Origin of the sequence: Paenibacillus albicereus (assembly GCF_012676905.1) — a bacterium.
Taxonomy (GTDB): domain Bacteria; phylum Bacillota; class Bacilli; order Paenibacillales; family Paenibacillaceae; genus Paenibacillus_O; species Paenibacillus_O albicereus.
This window is the reverse complement of sequence record NZ_CP051428.1, coordinates 141,278-159,595: the sequence shown is the minus strand read 5'-3', so window position 1 is coordinate 159,595 and position 18,318 is coordinate 141,278. Positions and strand designations below refer to the sequence as shown.

Annotated in this window: 20 protein-coding genes and 1 tRNA gene; 9 read left to right on the top strand and 12 right to left on the bottom strand. The window is 62.5% G+C overall.

What is annotated here, in order from left to right; genetic code table 11:
• Positions 1 to 51: 51 nt before the first annotated feature.
• Genes HGI30_RS00745 through HGI30_RS00735 form a run of 3 tightly spaced genes read right to left on the bottom strand, consistent with a single transcriptional unit; the run spans position 52 to position 2,914 of the window.
• On the bottom strand, positions 52 to 1,050 hold the full coding sequence (locus HGI30_RS00745) for a FecCD family ABC transporter permease (RefSeq protein ID WP_235680274.1): 999 nt from the start codon (positions 1,048 to 1,050) through the stop codon (positions 52 to 54).
• Positions 1,040 to 2,053, bottom strand: a complete 1,014-nt coding sequence (locus HGI30_RS00740; protein WP_168905954.1) for a FecCD family ABC transporter permease — start codon at positions 2,051 to 2,053, stop codon at positions 1,040 to 1,042. The genes HGI30_RS00745 and HGI30_RS00740 overlap by 11 nt, the downstream gene beginning before the upstream one ends.
• A 36-nt stretch (positions 2,054 to 2,089) precedes the next feature.
• Entirely contained in the window at positions 2,090 to 2,914 is an 825-nt protein-coding gene (locus tag HGI30_RS00735; protein ID WP_168905953.1) for an ABC transporter substrate-binding protein, read from the bottom strand.
• Between the two features lie 342 nt (positions 2,915 to 3,256).
• Here HGI30_RS00735 and HGI30_RS00730 point away from each other — a divergent pair, with 342 nt between their 5' ends.
• Positions 3,257 to 3,844 (top strand): TetR/AcrR family transcriptional regulator, encoded by a 588-nt coding sequence (locus HGI30_RS00730; RefSeq protein ID WP_328805215.1) that lies wholly within the window; start codon positions 3,257 to 3,259, stop codon positions 3,842 to 3,844.
• Positions 3,845 to 3,975: 131 nt separating this feature from the next.
• Here HGI30_RS00730 and HGI30_RS00725 read toward each other — a convergent pair whose 3' ends face one another.
• Positions 3,976 to 4,683 carry a DNA alkylation repair protein gene (locus HGI30_RS00725; RefSeq protein WP_168905951.1) on the bottom strand — a complete coding sequence of 236 codons (708 nt, stop codon included), beginning with the start codon at positions 4,681 to 4,683 and terminating at the stop codon, positions 3,976 to 3,978.
• 144 nt (positions 4,684 to 4,827) lie between these two features.
• On the opposite strand from HGI30_RS00725, the gene HGI30_RS00720 reads away from it, so the two are divergent.
• Positions 4,828 to 5,076, top strand: a complete 249-nt coding sequence (locus HGI30_RS00720; protein WP_235680388.1) for a DoxX family protein — start codon at positions 4,828 to 4,830, stop codon at positions 5,074 to 5,076.
• A 102-nt stretch (positions 5,077 to 5,178) separates the two neighbouring features.
• On the opposite strand, the gene HGI30_RS00715 is transcribed toward HGI30_RS00720, so the two are convergent.
• Positions 5,179 to 6,219 carry a sulfurtransferase gene (locus tag HGI30_RS00715; protein WP_235680273.1) on the bottom strand — a complete coding sequence of 347 codons (1,041 nt, stop codon included), beginning with the start codon at positions 6,217 to 6,219 and terminating at the stop codon, positions 5,179 to 5,181.
• Between the two features lie 80 nt (positions 6,220 to 6,299).
• Positions 6,300 to 7,625 carry an MFS transporter gene (locus HGI30_RS00710; protein WP_168905950.1) on the bottom strand — a complete coding sequence of 442 codons (1,326 nt, stop codon included), beginning with the start codon at positions 7,623 to 7,625 and terminating at the stop codon, positions 6,300 to 6,302.
• 150 nt (positions 7,626 to 7,775) lie between these two features.
• Between HGI30_RS00710 and HGI30_RS00705 the strand changes: the two genes are divergently transcribed.
• Entirely contained in the window at positions 7,776 to 8,282 is a 507-nt protein-coding gene (locus HGI30_RS00705; protein ID WP_168905949.1) for a GNAT family N-acetyltransferase, read from the top strand.
• Between the two features lie 49 nt (positions 8,283 to 8,331).
• Here the strand turns inward: HGI30_RS00705 and HGI30_RS00700 are convergent, their stop codons facing one another.
• Positions 8,332 to 8,625, bottom strand: coding sequence for a hypothetical protein (locus HGI30_RS00700; protein ID WP_168905948.1), 294 nt, complete (start codon positions 8,623 to 8,625; stop codon positions 8,332 to 8,334).
• 211 nt (positions 8,626 to 8,836) lie between these two features.
• On the opposite strand from HGI30_RS00700, the gene motA reads away from it, so the two are divergent.
• Positions 8,837 to 9,640, top strand: coding sequence for a flagellar motor stator protein MotA (gene motA, locus HGI30_RS00695; protein WP_168905947.1), 804 nt, complete (start codon positions 8,837 to 8,839; stop codon positions 9,638 to 9,640).
• Positions 9,624 to 10,475, top strand: coding sequence for a flagellar motor protein MotB (gene motB, locus HGI30_RS00690; RefSeq protein WP_168905946.1), 852 nt, complete (start codon positions 9,624 to 9,626; stop codon positions 10,473 to 10,475). Before motA ends, motB begins: the two co-directional genes overlap by 17 nt.
• A 102-nt stretch (positions 10,476 to 10,577) precedes the next feature.
• Here the strand turns inward: motB and rluF are convergent, their stop codons facing one another.
• Positions 10,578 to 11,303 (bottom strand): 23S rRNA pseudouridine(2604) synthase RluF, encoded by a 726-nt coding sequence (gene rluF, locus HGI30_RS00685; RefSeq protein ID WP_168905945.1) that lies wholly within the window; start codon positions 11,301 to 11,303, stop codon positions 10,578 to 10,580.
• A 74-nt stretch (positions 11,304 to 11,377) separates the two neighbouring features.
• Complete coding sequence (locus HGI30_RS00680; RefSeq protein WP_168905944.1) at positions 11,378 to 13,180, bottom strand: ATP-binding protein; 1,803 nt, start codon at positions 13,178 to 13,180, stop codon at positions 11,378 to 11,380.
• A 477-nt stretch (positions 13,181 to 13,657) separates the two neighbouring features.
• On the opposite strand from HGI30_RS00680, the gene tadA reads away from it, so the two are divergent.
• Positions 13,658 to 14,137 carry a tRNA adenosine(34) deaminase TadA gene (gene tadA / locus HGI30_RS00675; RefSeq protein WP_328805214.1) on the top strand — a complete coding sequence of 160 codons (480 nt, stop codon included), beginning with the start codon at positions 13,658 to 13,660 and terminating at the stop codon, positions 14,135 to 14,137.
• 57 nt (positions 14,138 to 14,194) lie between these two features.
• On the opposite strand, the gene HGI30_RS00670 is transcribed toward tadA, so the two are convergent.
• The 3 genes from HGI30_RS00670 to HGI30_RS00660 form a co-directional block, all read right to left on the bottom strand.
• Entirely contained in the window at positions 14,195 to 14,389 is a 195-nt protein-coding gene (locus HGI30_RS00670; RefSeq protein ID WP_235680272.1) for an aspartyl-phosphate phosphatase Spo0E family protein, read from the bottom strand.
• Positions 14,390 to 14,559: 170 nt separating this feature from the next.
• Positions 14,560 to 15,663, bottom strand: a complete 1,104-nt coding sequence (locus tag HGI30_RS00665; protein WP_168905942.1) for a DUF5808 domain-containing protein — start codon at positions 15,661 to 15,663, stop codon at positions 14,560 to 14,562.
• Positions 15,660 to 16,052, bottom strand: coding sequence for a GntR family transcriptional regulator (locus HGI30_RS00660; RefSeq protein ID WP_168905941.1), 393 nt, complete (start codon positions 16,050 to 16,052; stop codon positions 15,660 to 15,662). The genes HGI30_RS00665 and HGI30_RS00660 overlap by 4 nt, the downstream gene beginning before the upstream one ends.
• Before the next feature lie 131 nt (positions 16,053 to 16,183).
• On the opposite strand from HGI30_RS00660, the gene HGI30_RS00655 reads away from it, so the two are divergent.
• The 3 genes from HGI30_RS00655 (at position 16,184) to abc-f (ending at position 18,295) form a co-directional block, all read left to right on the top strand.
• A complete protein-coding gene (locus HGI30_RS00655; protein WP_168905940.1) occupies positions 16,184 to 16,402 on the top strand; it encodes a hypothetical protein in 219 nt (72 codons plus the stop codon).
• A gap of 84 nt (positions 16,403 to 16,486) precedes the next feature.
• Positions 16,487 to 16,563 (top strand) — tRNA-Arg (locus HGI30_RS00650).
• A 253-nt stretch (positions 16,564 to 16,816) separates the two neighbouring features.
• Complete coding sequence (gene abc-f / locus HGI30_RS00645) at positions 16,817 to 18,295, top strand: ribosomal protection-like ABC-F family protein (protein WP_168905939.1); 1,479 nt, start codon at positions 16,817 to 16,819, stop codon at positions 18,293 to 18,295.
• Positions 18,296 to 18,318 lie beyond the last annotated feature (23 nt).

The window sequence follows — 18,318 nt, the reverse complement described above, 5'->3', positions numbered from 1 at the left end:
TTTGTCTTTTTGCAAAGCTGTGGCAAATACCTTGCCTTCCCCTTCTTCTCGTCATGCCTTGCTCTTGAGCAGCAGGTACATGAAGAAGGGGGCGCCCAGCAAAGCGGTGAACAAGCCCGCCGGAATATCCAGAGGCATGAATAGCGTCCTCCCGGCCAAGTCCGCCAGCAAAACGAGGAAAGCCCCGAGAATCGCGGAGGCTGGAAGGACGAACCGGTTGTTCGATCCGACCAGGGTGCGGGCCATATGCGGCGCCATCAAGCCCACGAAGCTGATTCCGCCCGCGATGCCTACCGCAGAGCTGGCCAGCGCTACGCTCCATGCGATGAACAGGAACCGCTTCCTTTCCACTTTCACGCCTACGCCAGTCGCAAGCGGGTCGCCCAGCTCCAGCACGTTCAGGCTCCTCGCTTGGGCCATCGCCACAAGCGTGCCGACGAGCACCCACGGGGCCAGATAAGCGACATGCTTCCAGGACGTTCCGTACACCGTTCCCGCCATCCAGCCCAAAGCTTGCGAGACGAGATACAGCGGACCCGCCAAGGTGAAATAGATGCTCAGCGCTCCCATAGCCGAGGACACCGATACGCCGATCATCACCATGCGGAGCGGCGAGCTGCCTTTTTTCCAGGCGAGCAGATACGTCAAAGCGGATGCTGCGCAACCGCCCGCCAACGCTGCGAGCGGCAGCCACGCGATGCTTGCTTCCCCGTTCGTCGCTGCGATGAAAGCAATCGCTGCCGCCGCGGCTCCCGATGTCGTCCCCAGCAGATCCGGCGAGGCGAGCGGATTCCGGACCAAAGCCTGCAGCAGCGCCCCCGAGACAGCCATCGCTGCGCCTACCAGCAGAGAGGCGGCCGCGCGCGGCAGGCGAAGCTGCAGCAGGATCAGCTCGTGCTGGGCGGTTCCCTTTCCGATCAGCGTCTTGCCTACCTCCCACAAGGGGACGTGCACGCTGCCTGTGCCGATGCTCAGGATGACGGCAGCCAGCAGCAGGACAGCGAGCAGGGCGACCTTCATCGTCGCCATGGCCTCACGGTTACCGGACAATGGCTTTCCTCCTTGCAAGCACGACGACGAAAGGGATGCCCAACAGCGCCGTCGTTACGCCTACGGGAACTTCCTTCGCCTCCAGGATGAATCGGGACAGCAGATCAGCCAGCAGCAGGAAGGCCGCGCCCAGCACGGCGCAATAGGGAAGAACCCAGCGATGGTCGTTGCCGACGATCCAGCGGGAAAGATGCGGAATCATGATGCCGATGAAGGCGATCGGGCCTGCAAGAGCGACGCTGCCCCCCGCCAACAGGACGACCGCCAGGAATACGGCCATTCGGCTCCAGCCTATCCGGTGCCCAAGCCCGGCAGCCACCTCCTCCCCCATCGCCATCACGTTGAGGGATCGAGACAAGGACAGGGCGATGACCCAAGCCGCGGCAAAATAAGGCAGAATCTCCACCGTATGCTCCAGCTTGCTGTTGGAGACCGAGCCTGTCAGCCAGAACATGGCGCCTTCCAGCGTCTCCTGGCTGAGCAGCATGAACAAGGAGGTCAGCGACGCAGCAAAAGACGCCAAAGCCGATCCCATGAGGATCAGCTTCAGCGGCGTCATGCCGCCTCTGCCGAGCGCGGCAGCTAGAACGATGATGCTGGCGGCCATGCCTGCCCCCATGAAGCCGAACCACATCAGCTCCGAAAACACGAATCGATCGCCGAATCCATACAGCATGGCCACGATCGCCAAGGAAGCGCCGGCATTGACGCCTAATAAAGAAGGGGAGGCCAGCGGATTCCTCGTCATGGCCTGAAGCAGGGCGCCGGCGAGCGCCAAGCTGCACCCGATGACGGCAGCCGTCAAGGCTCTCGGCACGCGCGACGTCCGAATAATCAGCTGCTCGTCGCTGCCTGTAAAGGATGTATAGGCTTGTACGACGGCGGCCATCTCAAACCGCTGGAGTCCGAACAAGAGGCTTGCCGCGCCGGAGGCGGCCAGCAGGACCACCGCGGCCAGCAGCCCCAGACCTTTTCTCTTGTCGCTCGACAAAAGGGAATTCATGTCTACCTCCCTCTTCCTGCCTGCGTTTCGGTACGATCAGTCGATCGTTTCAAAATACTTCGCGATATCTGCGACCAGCAGCTTCGCGGCGATCATGCCGCCGGCCGAATTCCAGATGGACTCATCGACCTGGTAAACCTGCTTGTTTTGATTGACGTTCATATTCTGGGCGATGGGATCGGCCAGCCATTCTTTGGCTGTATCGGAAGCAGCCGTCTCGCCGCTGCGGTCGGATGCGAAGTAGAACAAGACATCGCCGTCCAGCACGCGGATCTGCTCCTTCGGGATCTCTTCGGCGAACTCCTCTTTGTCCTGCGCTTCCGGCCTTGCGAAGCCGAGCTTGTCCAGCACGACGCCGGCGAAGTTTTCTTTGTAATACACTCTCGCTTGACCGGCCTGGAATCGAGCGAGCGATACTTCCAGCTTTGTCTTGTCGCCCAGCGCGGCCGCCGTATCTGCGATCAGCTTATCGAACTCGGCCAGCACCTGCCGGCCTTCCGCCTCTTTATTCAGCGCGCGAGCAAACAGCTGGAAATTCTCCACCATGCTGTCGCCGAGGTTCTCCGTGAACACGGTCGGCGCGATCGCGCTCAGCTGGTCGTAGATCTTCTCTTGCCGGACCTTCGTGCCCAGGATCAGATCGGGCTGCAGGCTCGCGATCAGCTCCAGGTTGGGCTGCGTCTCGTCGCCTACGATCTCGATGCCGTCCATACGGTCCTGGATATGCGCGTACCATGGGTCGCCGATCCATGATTGAACCGCTCCCACCGGCTTGACTCCAAGCTCAAGCAAGGTTTCCGTGCCTTGCGTCGTCAGCACGACGACCTTCGTCGGCGTTCCTTCCAGCTGCGTCTCTCCCATGGCATGCGCGATCGTTCTCGGCGCTGCCGCCGCCGGTTCGGCTGTCGGCTGGGCGGCTGGCGCATTGGCAGCTGCATTCGATGTATCGGCTGCGTTGCTGCCGCAAGCGGTTAGAAAAACGAGTGCCAGAACAAGCACTGCCGGTGCAAAACGTTTGAATCGAATCGTTTTCAAAACTTCCACTCCTCATTCTCGTATAATGAGTATCATTATCAATTGACCGTTAAAAAAAGCCGCTGCGCATGCGGTTCAGAAAAGAACACAAGGGAGACAATACGGTATTTTCCGAACATGGGCAAGCGATTGGCGGCTGAAATGGACAAGTCAAAGGATGTGTAACGTATGCAAGAGCCCCTGGAAATAGAATTTTCCTATAATAGGAAGTCAAAGGAATGGATTACGCTCGCGCTGCTCCAGCTGATGGAGAGCAAGGCCTATTCGACGATAACGGTAACGGAAATTGTCCGACGGTCAGGCGTGGCGCGTCAAACCTTCTACCGCAACTATCCGGACAAAGACCGCATCCTAGTTGAATTTTTATGCCATCAATTCAACCGTTTGGAGCCTAGGCTGGCCCGAGAGGCGATGAGCATCGAGGACTTGTACCGAGCCATCTTTCAAGCGTGGAAGCAGTTGATCCCTCCCTCCCTGCTTGCGAATATCCGCCTGGCCGACCGGAAGATCCGACAAATCATTTTCCATAGCGTGACTGCCGTCTTCGAGCAGCAATACTCGATGTACGGGCTGGCAGCCGATTTTGTCCGATCCGAGTTCCACCATTATGCCTCCCGCTCCCTTTCCTCCGTCATTCATGGCTTGCTGGTGGAGTGGAGCCTGCAGGACTTCAAGCAGTCGCCGGAGAACATGGGCAAGCTCGCCCATCGTCTAACCGAGTCCATCCATCGGTACTATTTGCCGGCGGTTCTGTAAGCTATCGTGCATCCAACTAAAAAAGGCATCGCCCAGGACGCGCAAGCCTCCGGGCGATGCCTGTTCGATTTTGCTTCCTGCTTGGGCGTCCTTCCATTCTTGTTCGTCCCCCTGCGAGGGGATGGCCCCGGTCAGCAGCGCACATGCTTCCGCTTGAAGCCGATCCGCCCTTTTTCCAGCTCTTTTTGAATCTGCTGGGAGGCATTCAGGACCTTGCGCTTCGAGCCGCTTCCGCCGAGCTCCACCGGGCCGATCTCCTGCGCGATCTGCACCGCCCGTTCATGGAGCGGCACGTAGGACACGCCGACCGTGTACACGAAGTTGTTCATCGAAATCCGGGCCCGCTTAGGCGCGTCGTGGATGGTTCGTTTGGCCTGCTCCAGCAGACCGTCCAGCTTTTCGGTTGAAAATGCACCGTCCGGACGGTTGCCGAGCAGCCAGCAATAGCAGCTCCAGCCGGCCGACATGCGCAGCTCGTCGCCGCTCGCGATCCAGGCATCGGACACCTCTTGCGCGAGATCCGACTCGGACAGCGTGACGGCGACTACGTAATCCGACAGCATGTAAAAATAAGCCTCGTCGATCCAGCGCTCGAAATCGGCGGCAGACATGGCGTCGGGATCGGCGATCACGCCGGCGAAGTACATGGCGTCATAATTGCCGGTGGCATAGAGCTGCTCGGCGAGCGGCTGGTTCCGCTTGATTTTTCGGTAAAGCGGCTTCATCTCTCCCGTAGCTACGCCGAACAGAGGCTCGTGCGCGCCGTTCCCTAGGTACATCTTCTTGAGGCGTTCCTTGCCGAGAGCTTCCAGCTCCTGCAAGACGGTTTCCAGATTCATGATCGAGACTCCTTTTCGTCGGTCGTGGGTACTCCATACCGCTTCTCCATATGCTCCATATGGGCGGCTCCCCAATCGTTCAATGCCCGCAGCACGGTACTTAGGCCTTTGCCATAGTCGGAGATCATTTCCCACCAATTGGAGGTGGGTGAAAGACGTCCCCAAAATGCTCGTCGTCTTGATCGGAGTCGCAGAATTGGCAGGGCGCTCGGACTCATTCTGCCACAAGCGTTGACTATCGCGCCTCTATTGACGCCCATTGCCGCAGCAGGACTTGCTGCGATTGTTCTTCTCGGCGCCTTCTTTCATCTTGCCCGCAAGGAATATCGAGAAATCGGCGTGAACGTGATCTTTTTTATCTTAACGGTAGTTATCGCAATCGGCCGCTTTTAATTCCATGGGGAAGAACCAGATCGGCAGCGTCCAGTCAGGCATGAAAAAGACATCGCCACGGGCCCATAAGCCGCATGACGATGTCTTTTTTGGTGCAACCGGCTATTGTTCTCTCGGCTTCTCCTCGTCTCCCGCCGCAATCGGATTCTCGCGATAAGAAATCCAATCGCTCCAGCTTCCCGCGTACAGCTTCACATTGCCGTACCCAGCGGCTTGCAGGGCGAGCACGTTCGGGCAGGCGGTCACGCCGGAGCCGCAGTAGACGATCAGCTCGCGGTCCTGCGGGATGCCGTCCAGCGCGGCGGCGAGGTCGTCGCCGCTCTTCCAGCGGCCGTCGTCGTTCAAGACGCCCTTCCAGAAGCGGTTGACCGCGCCAGGGATATGCCCGGCCGCGCGGTCGATCGGCTCCTCGAGCCCCGCATAGCGGCGCGGCTCGCGCGAGTCGATCAGCAGCGGCGCGGGCTTCCCGGACGCCGGAGCATCGGCCGCGTCCGGCTCGTCGACGCTGCCGAAGGCGGCATCGAGGCCGTCGACGAGCGACGCTTCGGCGCTCAGCCGGTCCAGCAGCGGCAGGCTGCGCGGCTTGACGGCCTCTGCCGCCGAGCCGCCAGCGGCGGACCATGCCGCCGGCTCCGCAGCCCGCGAGGCGGCGCGCACGTCGTCCACGTCCGCCAGCAGCTCCGGCCGCACGCGCGCCTGGAACGCTCCCGGCACGACGACGCGCGTCGCGTCCGTGACCGGATAACCGGCCGCCTGCCAGGCGGCAAAGCCTTGGTCCATCACATAGACCGCGTCATGGCCGAGCCAGCGCAGCAGCCACCAGAGGCGCGACGCCATCGCGCCGCCCTGATCGTCGTAGGCGACGACGCGGCTGTGCGGGCCGATGCCCGCGCGGCGCAGCGCCGCCTCCAGCGCAGCCGGCTGCGGAAGCGGATGACGGCCGCCGTGCTCGCCGACCGGAGCGGACAGATCCTGCTCCAGGTCCAGGTAGACGGCGCCCGGAACATGCGCCGCCTCATAGGCCTCGCGGCCGGACTCGGGCTTGCCGAGCGCGAACCGGCAGTCCGCGATGACGAGATCGGGCTCGTACATGCGGGCGAGCAGCCAGTTCATCGATACGATCGGATTCGGTTGATTCATCATGTGCCTCGCCTCCTGCTTGATGGGTGTGAGGATCGGACTTCAAGCTCGCTGCACGAGCTGAGGCAGCGGCCTCGCTCCAGCTACGCCTCTGCCGTCCGGCGGCCGCGCATCGCCAGCAGCACGAGCAGCAGCACGAGCAGCACGGCTCCCATGACCGCCGTCAGCTGCAGCAGCCGCTGCCAGCCGTACAGGTCGAACAGCCATCCGCCCAGCTTGGGGAAGATCGCGCCGCCCAGGCCGCCGCAGGCGACGAGCAGGCTCGTCGTCCGGTCGGTCATGCCCGGCAGCCGCTCGTTGACGTAGATGAGCGCGACCGCGAAGATGCCGGCCATGCAGAAGCCTGCCAGCGCCACGAGCACGAGCGTCCAGGTGAGGGTGCCCGCGCTTGCCAGCAGCACGAGCGCCGCCAGCGTCGAGACGACGGAGCCGAGCAGGTACACGCGGTAGCCCGCCGCGCGCGTGGCGAAGCCGATCAGCAGCCGTCCGGCGACCATCGTCGCCCAGAACAGGCTGAGCACGGCCGAAGCCTCCGCGTCGCCGACGCCCGACCCGTTCGTCATGATGGAGGGCAGGTAGTTGGCGAACACCATCTCCAGCCCGACATAGAGGAAGAAGAAGGCCATCCCGACCGCGAGCAGCGGCCACGCGCCGCGGCCGTAGCCGAGCCAGCCGCGGCCGGCGGCGGAGGCTCCGCTCTCGGCAGCCGCCAGCGACCCGCCTGCGGCCGGTACGGCCGCGGGCCCGTCCAGCCCGGGCGCCGCGACCGGATCGTCCGACTCGCGGGCGGCCGCAGCGGTAGCCCGCGCGTCCGGCGAAGCGTCCGCGGGCGCTGCCGCGCGCGGCGCGTAGGCGACGGCCTCGTCGGCCGAGCCGAACGACAGCGTCATCCAGAGTAGCATCGAGATGCCGGCGAGCGCGGTCAGCACCGGGAAGCTCATCATCCAGATGCCGTCCCGGATGAGCAGCGCCGCCAGCGCCGGCATGGCGAGCGCGCCGGCGCCGAAGGCGACCTCCAGCCAGCCCATGACCGAAGCCTTGCCTCGGGAGAATACGTCCAGGATGAGCGCCCCGACGACCGCCTCGGTCATGCCGAAGCCGAATCCGGCGACCGGCGCGGCGACGAGGATGACGTCCCATGGAGGCAGCATGCTGTAGATCGCCTCCGCCGCCGTCAGGAACCCGAGCGCCAGCACGAGGCCGCTCCTGCGTCCGATCCGCGACGTGATCGCAGGAGCGGCGAGCACGCCCAGGAGGAAGCCGAGGAATTGATTCGTGATCCATTGGCCGGCCGCGCCGTAGCTGAGGTCATAGTTGGCCATGACCGGCTCCAGCAGCGCCCCGGCGACCACATGGGCCAGGCCGATGACGAAATAGGATAGACAACCGAGCAGAATCAGTTTACGCATCGCGGCTCCTTGGATGGATTCGTTGAAGTAGGTTGATTCCAGTGCTTCCTATTTTACCATGACCCGGAACCGGAATGGTATAATGGCCTTGTCCGAAGATGGCTATTCTACGAACAACGGACAGGCGCGCGGCGCCGGAGAGGAGCTTCCATGACCATCGATCCGTTCGATTCCGCCGCCGCCTGGCAGGTCGTCCCCATGACCGAGGAGCATGCCGAGGAGGTGTGCCGCTGGCGGTACAAGCCGCCCTACGACGTGTACGACAACGATTCATGGGAGACGCTCCGCAAGCTCGAGATCGAGTTCGGCGATCCCAAGCTGCGCCGGGAGCAGTATGCGGCCGTCATCGATCCGGAGGACGGAGAGCTGATGGGCTATGCCCAGTTCTTCCCGATCGTCGGCGTCACCCGCCTCGGCCTGGCGATGCGTCCGGACCTGTGCGGAGACGGCATCGGGCCCTCGTTCGTCCGGCTGCTCGTGCGCGAGGCGCGCCGCCGCAAGCCGGAGGACGAGATCGACCTCGAGGTGCTGCTGTGGAACGTGCGCGCCCGCCGCGCCTACGAGAAAGCCGGCTTCCGCGTGACCGACCAGTACGAGCGGGGCACGCCGGACGGGCCGCAGCCCTTCTACTGCATGGCGTACCAAAAAGGCCGCTGACCCCCCGAGGGCAGCGGCCTTCCGTTTGCTGCGGCGCCGGCGCTCCGCCTCAGATGAGGCGGACGATCCGCGCTTCCTTGCCGTCGACCATGACTTCGATGACGTGGAACTTGGGCTTGTAGGCGACGACGCCCTCTCCGACATGCAGCACGGGCTCCTCGCCGAGGCCGTAAAACACGTCGTCGGCCAGCGCCTCCATCACTTCCCGCTTCTCCTGATCCCCGAGCTCGCCCCACTCTTCCCCCGTCATCTCGAAAAACGAGTACGAGTCGCGTATCGCGCTCACCGCGTCGGTCAGATCATCCAGAATGTCCTTGTATTCCCTCGCATGCCTGACGCCCATCCGTCATCCCGTCCTTCCTTTTCCTTCCGCAGCTTCATGGCTCTATTGTACACGGTTATGTCAACTTCTAACGCAATGTGACTATGGTTCTGCAAAAATTTCTCTAATCTCCCCTCAAGGGGGAGTCGATATATAGGGGAAACGGGACCAAGCAGCGGAAAGCCTGCCGGCCTGCCGCTATCCCTCATCTTCAGATTGGACGGGGTGCATTATGGAAAAGTCAACATTCATCGGTATCGTACTCGGCCTTGCCGCCGTTCTCGTCGGCATGGTGCTCAAGGGAGCGCCGCTTTATAACTTGGCCAACCCGGCCGCCTTCATGATTATCATCGTCGGCACGTTCGCCTCCCTCTTCATCGGCTTCCCGATGAACGAGATTCTCAAATTCCCGACGCTGCTCAAGCTGACGTTCATCAGCCCGAAGCTGGTCAGCCGCCAGGAGCTCATCTCCATGTTCGCGGATTGGGCAAGCATCACGCGCCGCGAGGGCCTGCTCGCCCTCGAAGCGAAGGTCGAGGAGATCGAGGATCCGTTCCTCAAGAACGGCATGCGCATGGTCATCGACGGCAACGACCAGGACTTCGTCCGCGACGTGCTGCTCGAGGACATCAGCGCGATGGAGGAGCGGCATAAGGCCGGCGCCCTGCTGTTCACGCAGGCGGGCACCTACGCGCCGACGCTCGGCGTGCTCGGGGCCGTCGTCGGCCTGATCGCTGCCCTGTCGGACATGAGCGACATGACCAAGCTCGCGCATGCGATCGCAGGAGCGTTCATCGCGACGCTGCTCGGCATTTTCACCGGCTACGTGCTCTGGCACCCGATCGCCAACAAGCTCAAGCGCATCTCCAAGCGGGAGTCGCAGATCAAGCTGATGATGGTCGAAGGGCTGCTCTCGATCCAGTCGGGCGTCTCGACGATCGCCATCAACCAGAAGCTGTCCGTCTACCTCTCGCCGAAGGAACGCCTCCAAATGCAGGAATCGAAAGAAGGGAAGCTGATTGAGCAAGAAGCATAAGCACGAAGAGCATGAGGAGCATGTGGACGAATCCTGGCTCATCCCCTATGCCGACCTGCTGACGCTGCTGCTGGCGCTGTTCATCGTCCTCTACGCCTCCAGCAGCGTCGACGCCAAGAAGTTCGAGGAGATGAGCCGCGCGTTCAACGTCGCCCTGAGCGGCGGCAACGGCGTGCTCGAGAGCTACAAGTCGATCGACTCCCAAGCGATGGTCGCCGACGAGAAGACCAAGGAGCAGGGCGCCAAGGACGCACAGTCGGAGAGCTCGACGACTCCCCAGCAAGTCACTGCCGCGAACCTGGACAAGGCGTTGCAGGAGCTCATGCGCAAGGAGCAGGAGGACCTGGAGAAGCTCAAGAAGCAGGTCGACCAGTACATCAAGGACAAGGGCCTCAGCACCTCGCTGGACACCAAGCTCAACCAGTCCCAGCTCATGATTACAATCAGCGACAAGGCGCTGTTCTCGTCGGGCAGCGCGACGATCAAGCCGGAGGCCGAGCAGCTCGGCACCTACATCGCCGGCATTCTGCAGAAGTACCCGAACTACGAGGTCATGGTGTCGGGCCATACGGACAACCGGCCGATCTCCAACGCCGAATTCCGCTCCAACTGGGATTTGAGCACGATGCGCGCCGTCCGGTTCATGGACGTGCTGCTTCATAACGACAAGCTCGATCCGAAGCGCTTCAGCGCCGTCGGCAACGGCGAGTACGAGCCGATCGCCGACAACGAGACCGATGCGGGCCGGGCCAAGAACCGCCGCGTCGAGGTGTCGATCATCCGCAACTACGGCCAGCCGTCCGCCGCTCAGATGATCTCTGCCGGCTTCAACTGACGCAGCCGTAAAAAGCCCCGCTTCTCCTGTCATACAGGGAAGCGGGGCTTTTGCTTTTCATTGCGTCCGGCACGGATGCCGATCCGGCAGCTGACTGCGGGCTTACGGGCCGGGACGTCCGGCGGGCGGCGACGGCTCGTAGCTCAGCTCCGAGAACAGCTCCTGCAGCTCCTCGCGCGTCAGGTCGCGCCATTTGCCGGACGGCAGGCTGCCGAGCGTGATGTTCATGATGCGCACGCGCTGCAGCCGTCGCACCCGATAGCCGAAGGCGCTGCACATGCGCCGGATCTGCCGGTTCTTGCCTTCGGTCAGCACGATGCGGAACACCCGCTCGCTGACCCGCGTCACCTGGCAGGGCAGCGTCATGCCGCCGAGGATGCGCACGCCCTCGCTCATTCCTTTGAGGAAGGAGGGCGTCACCGGCCGGTCGATCGTGACGATGTATTCCTTTTCGTGCTTGCCCTCCGCCCGGAGGACGCGGTTCACGATGTCGCCGTCGTTGGTCATGAGGATGAGGCCCTCGGAGTCCTTGTCCAGCCTGCCGATCGGGAAGATCCGCTCCTTGTGTCCGACGAAGTCGACGATATTGCCTTCGACATGCAGCTCCGTCGTCGACGTGATGCCGACCGGCTTGTGCAGGGCGATGTATACATGAGAGCTGTGCGTGGACAGCAGCTCGCCCCTCACGCGCACCTCGTCGCCCGCCTCCACCTGGCTGCCGAGCAGCGCGGTCTCGCCGTTGATCGTGACCTCTCCGCCGCTGACCAGCTTGTCCGCCTCCCGGCGGGAGCAATAGCCGGTCTCGCTAATCCACTTGTTGATACGCACCTTGCTGACACCCCGTCTTCCACGCGGCTCGGCATCGCCGGCGCCGCTGCTGATGGCTTGATTGTACCATATTTCTAGTCCGCTTCACCCTTGTATGCCGGCAAAAGCACCGTGACCGACGTTCCTTCGCCCAGCTTGCTCGCGATTCGCATGCTCCCCTTGTGCGACTGGATGATCCGCTGGCTGACCATGATGCCGAGACCCGTGCCGCTCTCCTTGGCGGTGAAGAACGGGTCGCCGATGCGGGGAATGATGTCCTCGGGGATGCCGACGCCCTCATCGGCAATGCAGATCGCGACCGTGTCCTCATCCGGGCACGAGATGTCGAACGTGACGTTGCCGCCGGCCGGCATCGCCTCGATCGCGTTCTTGATGATGTTGATGAACACCTGCTTGAGCTGGTTCTCCTCGCAGGAGACGAGGCAGGCCTCGCGGGTGAAGCGGGTATGGAAGACAGCGTTCCTCAGATGGCCCTCGCTGTCGAGCAGGGAGATGACGTCGCCGAGCACGTAGCGCACGTCCTTGACCTGGAACCGGGCCGCCTGCGGCTTGGCCAGGATCAGGAATTCGCCGACGATCAGGTTGATCCGGTCGAGCTCGGCGAGCATGATGTCGTTGTGGCGCAGGCTCAGCTTGCCGGTCTCCTGCTGCAGCTGGAGAAAGCCCCGCAGCGTCGTGAGCGGATTGCGGATCTCGTGCGCGACGCCCGCCGCCAGCTGGCCGACCGTCGTCAGCTTCTCCGACCGGCGCAGCAGCTCCTCCATCTCGGAGCGGGTAGAGATGTCGCGCACGACGCTCACGAAGCCCCATACCTCCCCGGTTCCGGTCCGCAGCGCGTTCAGGCTGGAGCTGACGCGGACATACTCGCCGCTGCTGCGCCTCCACTCCTCCTCGCCGGGAGGCAGCGCTTCTCCCTGGACGAGGCGGCGCAGGTCGCCGTCCCGGAAGACATGGTGCTCCGGATGCACGATCTCGCGGATGTTCTTGCGCAGCGCTTCTTCCTCCGTATAGCCGAACATGTGGCAAAAGGCGCGGTTCACCTTGAGCAGCCGGCAGTCCATGCCGATGATGACGATCGAGTCGGCGGTGTTCTCGAAGACCGATTCCAGCTGGTCCTTGATCCGCTCGTTCTCGTCGGAAGCCGCCTGGAGCTCCCCGGTATGCCGGAGCAGGTTGTGGGACATGACCTGGATGCGCCTCGCCAGCTGCGCGAGCTCGTCCTCTCCTTCCGCCTCAAGCGGCGTTTCGAAGCGCCCCTGGGCTACGTCCTCGACCTTGCGCACGATCGAGCGCAGCGGACGGAGCACCGAGCGGATGATGAGCCAGATGAGCCCCATGAGCACGACAAAGATCCCGGCCGCGCCCATCAGCTCGCCCCGGGCGTGGATGCCCGACAAGGAGTCGATATCGATGCGGTCTACGGCGAGGCTGATCCGATAGGAATCGCCGTCGAGCGTGAACGGATAGCTGCTGCGCATGATCGCGGTATCCGGCACCTCGGCTTGCGCCATCGCTTGCGCGCTCTCGCGGAGCAAGCGCTTGCCCGTCTCGTCGTCAAAATAGCCGCTGCTGCCTTCGACGAGGAGCGGAGCCAGCCCTTCCGTCATGCGCCAGATGCCGATCTCGAGAACTTGCGGCTCGTACTCGACGACGAGCGGCAGCAGCTGCTTCGGCGTCAGGCCCGCCCCCGCCGAGGGGCCGTCCGAGCGGTAGGTCGAAAAGAGCTTCACGGTTTGATCCGCGACGCTCTGCGTGAACCGCTCGTATTGCTTCGCCAGCTCCTTGCGGATCAGCACGTCGCCGAAGGCAAGGTGGAACAGAAGCATGAGGCCGACCAGCAACGAAATGAAGAGGGACAGCTTCGTTTTCAACGTCACCGCCGGAACACATCCTTTGTCGTCAGCGTCTTTTTCGATCATATCATAATTATCGAACAGCTAGATATTGGTCGACAGATGCAAAAGACCGACGAAAACGCATCCCTCGCCCATCCCCATGTGGATGATTTATAAACAAAACTATCCCCAGACGGCATGGGTTATCCCCAAATTCATCTTGTTTTCCACAGAAGAGTCGTGGATAGTTGAAAAGAAGATTCAAACTATTTAAAGTTATCCACAATATTGTGCACAACATGTTAACAAAAGAATGTTTGTTCGGGGCATAATTCGACAAATTATGACGATGTCAATGTCTCTTTATGGGGCTCTTTCCTCTCTCGGCGGCTTCGAACCCGTTTTCTCCACCATTTTTGTGCATAATCGCCGCGGAGTTGCATTGCGCCGGCGGATCAGGCACAATGGAGCCAAACTTCACGCGGCCGCATGCGGCCGCGCCAAGGCAGGGATGAATGCTTGCAGCATCGAGAAGAAGACGAGCGCTGGATGAAGGAAGCGATCGCGGAGGCCCGCAAAGCCGAGGCGATCGGAGAAGTGCCGATCGGCGCGGTCGTCGTGCGCGGCGGGCAGATCATCGGCCGGGGCTTCAACCGCAGGGAAACCGGTCTTGACCCGACCGCGCATGCCGAGCTGCTGGCGATCCGCGAGGCGAGCGAAGCGCTCGGCGCATGGCGGCTGCTGGACTGTACGCTGTACGTCACGCTGGAGCCTTGCCCGATGTGCGCCGGCGCGATCGTACAGGGGAGAGTGCCGCGCGTCGTCTACGGGGCGCCGGATCCGAAGGCCGGCTGCGCCGGCACGTTGATGAACCTGCTGCAGGAGCCCCGCTTCAACCATGAAGCGGCGCTCGTATCGGGCGTCCTGCAGGAGGAGTGCGCAGCGCTGCTGACCGATTTTTTCCGGCAGCTGCGGCGGCTCAAAAAATCCAGCCTCTAACGCAACAAAGGCCTCCAGCCGATCCGAGCGACGGAATTCATCCTTCGCTCTCCTCGGTCAGAGGCCTTTTTGTATCCGGTTTTCCATTCGCTGTTCGCGCTGACGCTGCTGGAGCTCCACGATCAAGCCATCAGCTTCCTCGCTGATCGCGAGCACCTCCGGATCCGTCAGGCTTCCTCTCGCCTCGGCCGCCTCGTACAGCTTCCTCCGCAGATCCTGCAAGCGCTCCAGCATTTCCTGTTTGTCCTTCAATGGCCTAGCTACGCTCCTCGCCTCGGGTCGCCCCTCGTCATGTAGCTTATATTATACCCGTACGGCCGAGGCTTGTTTGTAGGAACTTGTCGACGGAATTCGGAAAAATAGGGGGAATAATCGACAAATATGGGGGAAACAGCTGTCCTTTTACCTATTTTATAGGACTTTCATCCCATGACGCTCGGGACCACAATCATCAGAACAATCAGAGCGAGGAAGAGCCAAGCCATCGGATGGGCCCAGTTGAGCGTGAAGCCGATGCCGGTCCGCTTCTCCACGAAAATAGACGCGTCGTTCCGATTCCAGTAAAAGGCGCCTAGCTTCCAGTTGGCGTCCTCGCCAGGCATCGGGGCATCCTGGCGGCCGCGGCCGAGCCGCATCAGGCCGAACACGGAGCCGCAGGCGAGCAGAAGCGGCACGAGGCCGATCGCGCCGATCCAAACGCCCTGTTGTCCGCCGCCGCCGTACAGCATGAACGCCTGGACCGCCCCCATGAAGACAAGGATGCCGAGGCCGAGCAGCAGCATGAGCAGCGACATGCCGCGGCGGTAGCGGACCTGCTGGTCGCGATGCTCCTGCGGCGCGCCGGGGGCGAGCCTGAGCCGCGCCGCTCCGATCGTATAGTTCGCGAACAGGAACGTCGCCAGCACGCTGAGCTGCGTGAGATTCAGTCCGAATACCGCCCCCGGCGACTTCGGCTCGATCCGGTCCGGCAAGCCCTGAGCGTTGTAGTGCATGATGACGGGATCGACGATCCGGTCGTAGAAGAGCGCCGCCGCTCCGGCGGAGATGGCGATGACCAGCAGATGCGGCAGGAACCACAGCAGCGGATACGCCAGCCGCTGCCGGCTGCGGATCGTCAGGTCGGCCGCCCCCCGGCTCTCCTCCTCCTCCGTCCAGCCCCGCTCCTCCTTGAGCCGCGTCGCCTTGCCGTGGCTGAGCACGAACCAGCCTCCGGCCGCCGCGAGCTGCAGCAGCACGGCGGCCACCGGCAGCGCGCTCGTCCAGACGCTCAATTCGCCCTCGGACCCGCCGCCGTTCAGCACGGCGAGGGCGACCGCGATGGCGGCGATGAGCGCCGACAGGCCGAAGACGCCGGAGCGGTAGCTGCGTTTCAAGCGGAGCACCTCGGGATCGCTTTCTCGGCCGGCCGGCAGCGCCACGCCGAACAGGATGTTGCTTGGCGCCAGAGACGGCTGCAGCAGCGCCGCGCCCGTCGTGAGCGCATAGGTCCCCCCCAGGGTGAGCCATGCGGCGAGTTCATTCGTCATGATGAATTCTCTCCTTTCAAGCTGCGGTACGCCGAGCGGCACTGCTCGACGAATTCTTCTTCCTTCATGCTGCGGCAGACCGCCTCGGCGGCCAGGGAGCGCAGCTGCCGGCTCATCATCGCCCGGAATTCCGGCGTCGCGGGCACGGATCCGGGCGGCTGCACGAGCGCGCCCTTCTGGCGATGGATCTGGACGTAGCCTTCCTGCTTGAGCCGCTGATACGTCTTGTTGACGGTATGCAGGTTGATGCTCAGGTCTCCGGCCAGGCTGCGCACCGACGGCAGGCTGTCGCCCGGCGCCAGCGAGCCGTCCGCGATGCCGCGCACGATCTCATCGTACAGCTGGCTGTACAGCGGCAGCTCGGACTCGTAGTCGAGCGTGACGATCATCGGAATCCCTCCCTCCTATTTGTTATATTTGTAGTATAACAGTTATATATTGCACACATCCAGCCTACGTTCTAGCGGCTTGTCCTTCCTCATACAATGGAACATCGAGCAGATGCAGAAGGAGGAGAGCCGTGACGGACCGGAACAGATCGAGCGGACGCGACCGGCGTCCCGAAGCCGCAGCCGGCTTCGAAGGTTGGGTGTACTGCCTGGACAGCGGCCGGCTGCAGCCGGCGGGCGAGGGGCATTACGTCTTCCGCACCGGATTCCGCACCTGCGGAGGCATCGTTTATCCGGTCGCCGTCCGCCGGCGGAGCCTGCGGGGGCCGCATCTCACGCTTTCTTCCTGAGCTTGGCGGCAAGGGCGGGAAGCGCGGAAGCGCGGAGGCGCGGTTGCATCCTTCGGCGGATGCGTGCTATATTGGTTCTGATGCGCGCCCGTAGCTCAGCAGGATAGAGCAACAGTTTCCTAAACTGCAGGTCGTACGTTCGAATCGTATCGGGCGCGCCATTCACGAATTCAATCAGACGGGAGCTGGAGAGAACATGTAGGATTTCTTGCGAGTCGGAAAGTCAGCCCGCGTTAGTCGCGTGGTTCTTTTTGACGGGCAAGAAAGCTGCATTCCTCTTCGGCTACCCGTGTCAGCATGGGAGTCGGCCCTTTGGAGCCGATTCTTTTTTCTGCATCTTCATGCGGGCTGCGCGAAGGGAAAGCACCTTTCTTGCAGCCTATTTCTTATGGATGCAGGAGAGTGAACGATACCATGTCATTGATTCAGGTCACGAACCTTACTTTCGCCTACGACGGCAGTTACGACCCCATATTCGACAAAGCCTGCTTCCAGCTCGACACCGACTGGAGGCTCGGCTTCACCGGCCGCAACGGCCGGGGCAAGACGACCTTCCTCCGGCTGCTGCTCGGAGAGCTCGACTACGCCGGCCATATCTCCGCCGACGTGGAGTTCGACTACTTCCCTTTTCCCGTGGACCAGCCGTCGGACCAGACGCTGGACGTCATCGACCGTCTCGTCCCGGATTATGCCTACTGGGAGCTGAAGCGCGAGCTGACGCTGCTGAGGATGGACGAAGACGTGCTTTACCGGCCGTTCGAGACGCTGTCCAGCGGCGAGCAGACCAAGGTGCTGCTGGCGGCGCTTTTCCTCAAGGACAACCGCTTCCTGCTCATCGACGAGCCGACCAACCATCTCGATGCGGAGGGCCGCCAGCTCGTCAGCGACTATCTCCGATCCAAGAAGGGCTTCATCCTCGTCTCCCATGACCGTGCCTTCTTGGACAACTGCATCGACCATATCCTCTCCATCCAGAAGAACAAGATCGACGTCCAAAAGGGCAGCTTCTCCACCTGGTGGGAGAACAAGCAGCGCGAGGACCAGTTCGAGCTCGGAGAGAACGAGAAGCTGCAGAAGGAAATCAAGCGGCTGACCGACGCTTCCCGCCGGACGCGGGAATGGTCGCACGCGGTGGAAAAGAGCAAGAACGGCACGACCAACTCCGGCTCCAAGCTCGACAAGGGCTACGTCGGCCACAAGGCCGCCAAGATGATGAAGCGCTCCCTGATGGCGGAGCGCCGGCGGCAGTCGTCCGCGGACGAGAAGGCGAAGCTCCTCAAAAACATCGAAAGCGCCGACAGCCTGAGCCTGTCGCAGCTGAGCTATCATCGCGACCGGCTCGTCGAGGCGATCGACCTGTCGATCCGCTACGACGGCCGTGCGGTATGCTCCGGCGTACGCTTCGAGATCGAGCAGGGAGACCGCGCCGCCATCACGGGCCGCAACGGGTCCGGCAAGTCGAGCCTGCTGCGGCTCGTCTGCGGCAAGCCGGTGCCGCATGAAGGCACGCTCCGCGTCGGCAGCCAGCTGAGGATCTCCTACGTCTCGCAGGACACCTCCCATCTGCAAGGCGATCTGACGAGCTATGCCCGCTCGTGGGGCATCGACGAGAGCCTGTTCAAGGCGATCCTGCGCAAGCTCGACTTCGCCCGCGCGCAGTTCGACAAGGATATCTCGACCTACAGCGGCGGCCAGAAGAAGAAGGTGCTGATCGCGCGCAGCCTGTGCGAGCCCGCGCATCTGCATGTGTGGGATGAGCCGCTCAACTTCATCGACGTCATCTCCCGCATGCAGATCGAGGAGCTGCTGCTCGAGCATGCGCCGACGCTGCTGTTCGTCGAGCATGATCGCGAGTTCAGCCGGGCGGTCGCGACGAAGACGATCGAGCTGTAAGTTTCTTTCTCCGGGATCTGGAA

Bases quoted from the DNA above. Each gene is read 5' to 3' on its own strand.
- HGI30_RS00740 (WP_168905954.1), bottom strand. From the start codon at position 2,053: ATGAATTCCCTTTTGTCGAGCGACAAGAGAAAAGGTCTGGGGCTGCTG.
- HGI30_RS00735 (WP_168905953.1), bottom strand. From the start codon at position 2,914: ATGGGAGAGACGCAGCTGGAAGGAACGCCGACGAAGGTCGTCGTGCTG.
- HGI30_RS00730 (WP_328805215.1), top strand. From the start codon at position 3,257: ATGCAAGAGCCCCTGGAAATAGAATTTTCCTATAATAGGAAGTCAAAG.
- HGI30_RS00725 (WP_168905951.1), bottom strand. From the start codon at position 4,683: ATGAATCTGGAAACCGTCTTGCAGGAGCTGGAAGCTCTCGGCAAGGAA.
- HGI30_RS00715 (WP_235680273.1), bottom strand. From the start codon at position 6,219: ATGATGAATCAACCGAATCCGATCGTATCGATGAACTGGCTGCTCGCC.
- HGI30_RS00710 (WP_168905950.1), bottom strand. From the start codon at position 7,625: ATGCGTAAACTGATTCTGCTCGGTTGTCTATCCTATTTCGTCATCGGC.
- HGI30_RS00705 (WP_168905949.1), top strand. From the start codon at position 7,776: ATGACCATCGATCCGTTCGATTCCGCCGCCGCCTGGCAGGTCGTCCCC.
- HGI30_RS00700 (WP_168905948.1), bottom strand. From the start codon at position 8,625: ATGGGCGTCAGGCATGCGAGGGAATACAAGGACATTCTGGATGATCTG.
- motA (WP_168905947.1), top strand. From the start codon at position 8,837: ATGGAAAAGTCAACATTCATCGGTATCGTACTCGGCCTTGCCGCCGTT.
- HGI30_RS00665 (WP_168905942.1), bottom strand. From the start codon at position 15,663: ATGACGAATGAACTCGCCGCATGGCTCACCCTGGGGGGGACCTATGCG.
- HGI30_RS00660 (WP_168905941.1), bottom strand. From the start codon at position 16,052: ATGATCGTCACGCTCGACTACGAGTCCGAGCTGCCGCTGTACAGCCAG.
- abc-f (WP_168905939.1), top strand. From the start codon at position 16,817: ATGTCATTGATTCAGGTCACGAACCTTACTTTCGCCTACGACGGCAGT.